We start from the raw sequence: 7,364 nt of genomic DNA, 5'->3' as shown, positions 1-7,364 counted from the left end.
CGGTGCGGGCGGGCTGGAGCAGGCCCGCGTTCGTGCAGGTGTTGCTGGACGGCCCCTACAAGGCTGGGGGGCCTGCGCGTGGACTGCAGCACCGGCGCGGCTACGACACGGCGGTGGCGTGGCTGCACCGGGCGTACGACGGCGCCCGCCAGTACGTGCACGACTCGGAGCCGATACGGGGGCGGTCCGACTTCCACAGTGCCCTCGCCCGCTTGCGGGCCCGGATCGAGTCCGCCCCCTGGCAGGGCACCGCCGCCAAGACTGATCTGCGCAACCTGATTGCGCGCCTGGACATCTGCGCCCGATCGGGAGGCTGGGACCATGCGGTATCCGAGCGTGACCTGGCCGAGCGTATGGGCTGCAGCCGAGGCACCGCCCGCCGCTCCAGCCAGCGCCTGATCCGCAGGCGTCTGCTGCGCCGGCTCGACCACGGCTCCCCCACCGAAGGCTCACAGTGGATGCTGGTATCCCCCACAGCGCCCTTGGACGTGTCTCATCACGACACCACTTGCCAGGGGCCGCAGGCTGGGGGGGCCATGAATGGACCCACCATGAGACACCCCTCCCGCCCCGGCAATGGGGCAGACCTCGACACCCTGGTCGTGGCACGGCTCATGGGCCTGGACGCGTTCACCCACCGCGGCCTTGCCTCCAGCGGCCTCGCCATCCTCGCAGCCCTGGCCGAACGCGACGGCCAGACCCTCACCGAACTCCAGACATCCGCCTCCATCTCCCGCGCCACCGCCTACCGCCAACGCACCACCCTCACCCACCTCGGCCTCTGCCACCAACAAGGCGAACTCCTCCACCTCACCCCCAACACCCTCGACCACACCAGCCACAACCATCCCCGCAGCCCCCACCCCACCAAYTGGACGGACACCGCCAAGCGACTCGGCGTCCACGGGGTCGGCGAGCGCAGACGCAGGCGCCACGCCGCTGAACGCCTCCAGTGGCAGCACACACAACTCCAGCTCGCCAACCGGCACAAACACCTACACCGAGCAGCACCACCACCGCCGATACAGCCACCGCCGCGCACAACCGGCGGTAGAGGAACCAGCACAGGCAACAGACCGCGGCACGGGCAGGCAGGCCGGCGCGTGACAGACCAGGGCCTACCCGCCGCGGTTACGAGCCCAGACAGCGGCCCCGGCAAAGCCGAGGAGACTACCATCCACGACCCGCACACCCCCCAACAGCCCACCACCCATCACCACCAGCAGCCAAGGACGGGTTCACCCCTCGGGAGACCACCGGGCTGACCTGGTGACGGGCCGGACGCAGAGCCGCGGTGACGGGGACCACGCCGCTCCCGGGGCAGTGCCCGGTCACCTACAGCGGGGCAGCGAAGACGCCGACACCCGCCGAACCACCCCAGGGAAGTCGTTCAGGAGTAGAAGCCCCGGCCATATTCGGTGCGGCTGAGGCGGAAGTGAGCCTTTTCCAACCTGATGCTGGAGCGCCGCAGTTGGGCTGACAACGTGGTGAAGCCCCTGGTAGATGGGTTTTCGTCCAAGAGAACCGGCTCCACCAGAGGCTTCACGTGCTTGTCTACTCGTCGGGCGTCGACGTGTCCAGCTCCGCTCTCCGCTTCCTCACGCAGCAGCTACGGCGCCGCCGCCACGTCATCGGCTCCCGGTGGCGGCGCCTGACCGCAGGCCGCCAGTCCCTGCTCACCCTCGCCCATCTGCGGATGGGACACACCTATGCCCAGCTCGCGGCCGGGTTCGGCGTCGGCACCACGACGGCCTACCGCTACGTCACCGAGGCCGACGGCACCTGGAGCCGATACGCCCCCGGCGACCACACGCGGTGAGCCGGCACGTTGTATCCCGGATGGCCACTCTCGACTTTCGTCACTCGGGTAGCGAAAAGCCCAATTCGCGCAGGCGAGGCAGGCAGGCTTCGAGGCATTGCTCCACCGAGGCGGCATCGGTTCGCACGAGGATGTCATCACGCAAAGGGGCGCCACTGGCCACGAATGTCCAGGGCTTGTGCCGCTCTGCCATCCGCTCGGCGTCGGCCTTGAAGAGCACCGTGATGCCCTGTTCAGCCAGTGCTTCCATGATCGCCACAACGTCCCCCGGTGATCTCCCCCTCAGAAGTGCTTCAAACACGCCACCGTGAACTACCTTTAAGGGCCAGGCCACGAGCACCAACCTCACTACTCAGAGTGACCAGTCGCAGCCCTGGCAGGTGGAATACGCGACACCTCAACATGTGCGCCTACCAGTCCACCAGTAGAGGCCGTATTGCTGTTCCGTCACGGCCCGAGGTTCTCGGAAGCCACAGCCAGCCGCGGTGCGGGTAGTCAGTCCATTCGGATGAGGAAGCGCTGGTCGGCTGCTCCGGTACATGGTTCTTCGATCGCTTCGGCACCTTCGGTGGTGTCATTGTCGAGGATGCCGATGCACCGGCTGCTGTGGGCCGGGCGAAGCCGGAAAGCCCCGGCGCTGTCAGCGGCGGTGGGTTCCAGGCGGAACAGAGTGCCTTGAGTGCAGTCATCACGTGGTTCGAGCATGCCCTTGATCTGGTCGGCGCCCATGACCGTCAGGCATCCCTTTCCCATCTGGGGGTGGTGCCACTGGATGCGGTACAGGCCCTCGCCGACCGGTTCGAGGTAGGTGCGCGGCACGGCGGCCTGGGCGCAGGGGAGTTGGACGGCGACGGCGCTGTTGTAGGTGCCGTGGCGATCGCGTCCGTCAGTCAGGCAGAGGTCGGGTGTGCGGGCGGGGCGGATGGTGACCCAGCCGCCGGCGGGAGTCCGGGAGGCGGTGGCCGCAGCAGCCGGTGCGCCTGCGCCCGGAGCTTCGGGGCCATCGGGGAGTAACTCCCAGGCGGCCAGGGCGAGCAGCGGGGCCATGAGCGCGGCCGCGAGCGCGACCGTGCGTCGCTTGGTCCGGCGGGGCTGAGAGCCCGTGGTTTCCTCGGTTTGCAGGTGAGTCTCGGCCGTGGCGTCGACTTCGGGCACGGAGCTCGGCGCCGTGGCGGATACGGCAACAACACCTGCGGCGATCCGGTCTCTGGCGTCCAGCCAGGCGCTGACCCGCTGCCCGTCCCCGCAGGCGCGGACGAACGCGGCCAGCAGATTGGGCGGCGGCAGGCTCGTCCGCCTCAGGATGTCGGCCAGCGTGCTGCGCGCCAGCATGTCACCGTTTCGTGCTGCCTGCGCCTCCAGTTCGCGATATGTCAGCCCTGAACTCTCCTTGAGCTGCTGCATCGACTCGATGAAACCGGCAGCGTCTCGGGCTTCATACGGCGACAGCTCCCCAAGGTTCCCCATGAAGTTCATCTTGCTGCGGCTTCGGCAGAAGGGACAACGGCGGATTCCGTCATGCCTGGCTGTCCGGGGTGGGATCCGGACAAGACGCTGACCAGCCCGGACAGCACGGGTCTGTCCGGGACAGCCGGTGGCCGTTGCCCCGCCCCTCAGCGGTCGACAGTCTCAGTGGTGCCCGGCTGCTCAGTCGAGATCGTCCCGGCTGACGGCAGGCCGTTTCTCACAAGCTCCTCCTGCCCGAATAGCAGGGAGGAGCTCCAACCCCCGCACCCGGCCCGATCCATTCGGTGCACGGGACCCACGACTGGAGGAGTTGTCATGCGCGCTACGCATCGGATTGTTGGTTCGTTAGGGGCAGCGCTGCTCGGATCGCTCGCCCTCACCGCCCCCGCTCAGGCGGAGCCCGTTTCAGTCCGCAGCATCCCGTCCTACTGCACGCCTGGCTCCGACTCGAACTACTTCGGCGCCCACTGCCAGACGCAAAGGGTCTACTACGTGAAGGCGTACTGCGACCACTCCGACGGCAGGAGCCGGGTGCTAAGGGGGAACGACGCCAGCAACAACGGATGGTCCACCATCCACTGCAACACCCTCGGCTCTGGATGGCGCTACCGCGCAGCCAGCGGAATCGTCAACGTGATCTAGTGTCGCAGCCGTCCGCCCCGCTCGGAGGCTGGAACCCACTGGTCTGCAGCGGTCGACGAGCACTGGGCAGGCAGTTCAGCCGGACGCTCGGAGCGGGGTGAACGTCGGCGACCACACACAGTGAGCCTTTGCCGGATGCGTTGCGGATCGCCTGAAGAGCGGCAATGATCCGGCCCTCCAGGATGTCCCGGTCCGCACTCTCCGGCAGCTGCCCGATGAGCCGACAGCCTAGTAGGGGGCAGGGGTGTCCTGCTGGGGGGCAAGGACTCGTGGCAGACCGTCAGAAACCAGCACCGTAGGAAAGAGCTCTCCAGAACATCCGTTGCCCACTGGGCTTGACCGCGGGGGAGGGATGTGAGGCTGCCCGGGGGCGATGCGGGTGCCTGTCGCGGCGCCCATGGCAGGCCGTTGGGCCGTGGCCGTCGCCCGTGGGACTCGTCCGGGGGGGGTGTCGCCCGTTGTGGGGCTGGCCGCAGGCAGCGGGCCGGGGCGTGGTGGCGAAAGGCGACGTCTGGGTCAGCCTGGGGTGCTGGTAGCGGTGAGCTCGGGTTGGGTGGCGAGGCGCTCGGGGCACGGCGACAATGGGAATTGTTGCACCCATCCATGGGGCAGGTGCAGGCCATGCTCAACTTGAAGAAGCCTTCAGGGCCGGCTGCGAACCGTGAGGAAGAGCCTGCTCACCGCGCGCAGGCGGGTGAGGGGTCGGGCGCGGACGCTGGGAGGGGCTCGTGGGATGCGAATCGCCTCAGCACGCTCCACGAGCGTGAAGGGCAGCTCAAAAAATATCGCACGCGGCAGATCCGTGTGGGCTTTCTTCTTTTGACCTGTGGATGCATCGCGACAGGGATATCCACCTATTATGCGATCTCTCATCCGGGCTGGCGCCCCGTAGCGATACCGGCACTCCTGTACGGGTTCTTTTTGATCGCCGCCGGTATCTACATGCTGTCCGAGGCCCGCGAAGTCTCAATAGAGATCGACAGTATCAGGGACGACAGGGACCTGATCGAGTTCAAGAACCAGCCGGTCACCGTGCTCGCCTACAAGCTGTTCAGGGTGAATCAGCTGGAGGTCAAACGGCATTACAGCCAGACCCTGTCCCAGGGGAATGTGATATTCGCTGTCGGGATCTTCTGCATCGTGTCCGGGCTGGCGATCGTTGCCGTCACTCTCAGACTGGTCAGCAACACCGAGGCAACGGAAACGTCCACCAAGCTGATCACAGGCGGCGTCGGCGCGGTGGGCGGGATCCTGGCGAACTACATCGCCTACATTTTTTTGCGGATGTTCAAGGAAACCTCCACACGCCTCAGGGCACAACAAGACCGCCTCGTGGCCACCCACTTCCTGCATTTCGGCAACTATCTCGCAGCCAGGGTCGACAATGCCGGCCTGCGTGACGAAACCCTGAGCTGCATGGCCAAAGTCCTCGCAGAAAACGGAGGCACCACCAAAGAACCACCCGAGAAACTGGGAAAACACCCGGGAGAGAGCGGGCAACACGACTCCCGCACCACCGACGCGTGATGAAACCGGCCCGCCGGACGGCGCCTCAGCGCTCGGACGGGGCAGGGAGTTCTTTCATCACGTGCCAGCGCCGCTCGAAACCGCCGACATGCTGGACAAGGTAGGCCGCGGTGACGGGCCTGTTGTACTGCCCCGTGATCCCCAGGTCCGTGCACTCCTGCACCATCACATCGAGGGAGGGATCCGGGGTACACGCACGGTGGCGGGCCCACACCGTGTAGATGCGGAACGCCACAAGATAGCGGCGCAGCGTGGAGGGGCTGAGCGGTTTCCCGCCACGCCCGGTCATCGCCCATTCGCCGGCCAGGCAGACGGAGAGCTGCGCGGCGGCAGGTTCTGCGCCGTGCGCGTCCTGGTACTGCCTCCAGGCCAGGTAGTAGCGGTCCACGACGCTCAGCGGGGCTGACTTCACGGCTGCACCGTCCCGGCCAGGAACCTCGACCGCGGCACTCACCCGCACCCTGGGCCGGTTGCCGACCGGACGTACACCCGCACCCGCCGATGCCGCCTCCTTCCCGGCGTGCGGCTCACCCCACGCCCGCGCCCGAGCGACGCCTGGCACGGCTTCCACAACAGCGAACGGGCTGTTCTGACGGCCCCCGGGCCGGCGCACGACACCAACATGCCCGTGCCGGCCCTCAGACGCGGCGGGCCCCGCGTCGCACGCCGTACGGCCACCGCGCTCGACGACGGTCGCCTCGGTGACCTCCTCAGGCCCACCTCCACGCCCCCGCGCAAGCCCCGGCCCGGCACTGGAGGAGCGGTCGTCCCGGCCGCCCTCCACGCCAGGCGCGGCCAAAGGCTCAGTGCCGTGCTCGAGCGTCGCCGTGTGAAGCTGCCTCAGCAGGCGCAGCAGCGGCTCGACTTGCGCCTCGGCTAACGGCTGTCCGCCCGCCGTGGCCAGACGGTAATGCTCCTGAAGCCAGATGGCGAACTGCGCACCCGTGGGCTCGACAGCAAAGGCATCCATCCAGTCCCGGTACGCGTCGGCGAGACGCCGCTCCTGTGGGGACGTACCCGCGCGCCGCTGCCCACGGCCCGCAGCAACCGGCCAGCCTAACGCCGCAGGTCCGCCCGCGCTGGCCGGTACGTGGCCCTTCTCCCCTGCCGGATCGGGCTCGTGCCCAAGACCGAGCCGCTCGGCTGGCTCCGGCCCCGCCTCGGCCATGACCGGCGGTACCCTCGGCAGCAGCGTCGGCTCGATACCGGCGGCGGCGAGACCCGCCGGGCCGGTCTCGGCCAGCGGCACTCCGAAGCGGGCGAGGCGCAGTGGCATCAGCGACTCCACGGGTGCCTTGCGGCGCCAGGCGCGGCCGTAGCGGGCCTTCAGGCGGGCGCGGTAGACGAGCCGGTCCTGCTCCAGCTTGATGACCTGCTCGTAGGAGCGCAGCTCCCACAGCTTCATCCGGCGCCACAGCCGGAACGTCGGTACGGGGGAGAGCAGCCAGCGGGCGTAGCGGACGCCCTCCATGTGCTTGTCAGCGGTGATGTCCGCGATCCGCCCGACCGCGTGGCGGGCCGCCTCGACAGCGACGACGAACAGCACCGGGATCACCGCGTGCATCCCCACACCCAGCGGATCAGGCCAAGCCGCCGCACCGTTGAAGGCGATCGTCGCCGCCGTCAGCAGCCACGCGGTCTGCCGCAGGAGCGGGAAGGGAATGCGGATCCAGGTCAGCAGCAGGTCCAGCGCGAGAAGCACACAGATACCCGCATCGATACCGACCGGGAAGACCAGAGAGAAAGCCCCGAACCCCTTTCTCTCCGCGAGCGCACGCACCGCCGCATACGAACCCGCGAACCCGATCCCCGCAATGCCCACCACACCCGCAGCCACCAGGAGCATCAGGACCCGCTGCGTACGGGGCAGTTGAGACAGCCCCTTCCCCGCAACCACATCCCCCCCACC

Annotated in this window: 5 protein-coding genes and 1 pseudogene; 3 read left to right on the top strand and 3 right to left on the bottom strand. The window is 68.1% G+C overall.

Annotated features, from left to right (window positions below):
• Both ACJA3G_RS25190 and ACJA3G_RS25185 read left to right on the top strand, forming a co-directional pair.
• On the top strand, positions 1-1,265 hold a 1,265-nt coding region (locus tag ACJA3G_RS25190; RefSeq protein ID WP_406555325.1), incomplete at its 5' end, for a helix-turn-helix domain-containing protein.
• A 281-nt stretch (positions 1,266-1,546) separates the two neighbouring features.
• A pseudogene (locus ACJA3G_RS25185) lies at positions 1,547-1,801 on the top strand (transposase family protein); the annotation flags it as partial.
• Positions 1,802-1,859: 58 nt separating this feature from the next.
• On the opposite strand, the gene ACJA3G_RS25180 reads toward ACJA3G_RS25185, so the two are convergent.
• Entirely contained in the window at positions 1,860-2,069 is a 210-nt protein-coding gene (locus tag ACJA3G_RS25180) for a hypothetical protein (RefSeq protein WP_406555327.1), read from the bottom strand.
• Positions 2,070-2,314: 245 nt separating this feature from the next.
• Complete coding sequence (locus ACJA3G_RS25175; protein WP_406555324.1) at positions 2,315-3,223, bottom strand: RICIN domain-containing protein; 909 nt, start codon at positions 3,221-3,223, stop codon at positions 2,315-2,317.
• A 1,326-nt stretch (positions 3,224-4,549) separates the two neighbouring features.
• Between ACJA3G_RS25175 and ACJA3G_RS25170 the strand changes: the two genes are divergently transcribed.
• The gene (locus ACJA3G_RS25170; protein ID WP_406555323.1) at positions 4,550-5,455 is read left to right on the top strand and encodes a hypothetical protein; all 906 of its coding nucleotides are present in this window, start codon (positions 4,550-4,552) and stop codon (positions 5,453-5,455) included.
• A gap of 25 nt (positions 5,456-5,480) precedes the next feature.
• On the opposite strand, the gene ACJA3G_RS25165 is transcribed toward ACJA3G_RS25170, so the two are convergent.
• The gene (locus ACJA3G_RS25165) at positions 5,481-7,301 is read right to left on the bottom strand and encodes a DUF2637 domain-containing protein (RefSeq protein ID WP_406555326.1); all 1,821 of its coding nucleotides are present in this window, start codon (positions 7,299-7,301) and stop codon (positions 5,481-5,483) included.
• Between the last annotated feature and the right edge of the window lie 63 nt (positions 7,302-7,364).

Origin of the sequence: Streptomyces sp. YS-3 (genome assembly GCF_045257485.1) — a bacterium.
Lineage (GTDB): Bacteria > Actinomycetota > Actinomycetes > Streptomycetales > Streptomycetaceae > Streptomyces.
The sequence above is the reverse complement of the archived record's forward strand: the minus strand, read 5'-3'. Positions and strand labels throughout refer to the sequence as shown.

Bases quoted from the DNA above. Each gene is read 5' to 3' on its own strand.
- ACJA3G_RS25175 (WP_406555324.1), bottom strand. From the start codon at position 3,223: ATGCAGCAGCTCAAGGAGAGTTCAGGGCTGACATATCGCGAACTGGAG.
- ACJA3G_RS25170 (WP_406555323.1), top strand. From the start codon at position 4,550: ATGCTCAACTTGAAGAAGCCTTCAGGGCCGGCTGCGAACCGTGAGGAA.
- ACJA3G_RS25165 (WP_406555326.1), bottom strand. From the start codon at position 7,301: ATGCTCCTGGTGGCTGCGGGTGTGGTGGGCATTGCGGGGATCGGGTTC.
- ACJA3G_RS25180 (WP_406555327.1), bottom strand. From the start codon at position 2,069: ATGGAAGCACTGGCTGAACAGGGCATCACGGTGCTCTTCAAGGCCGAC.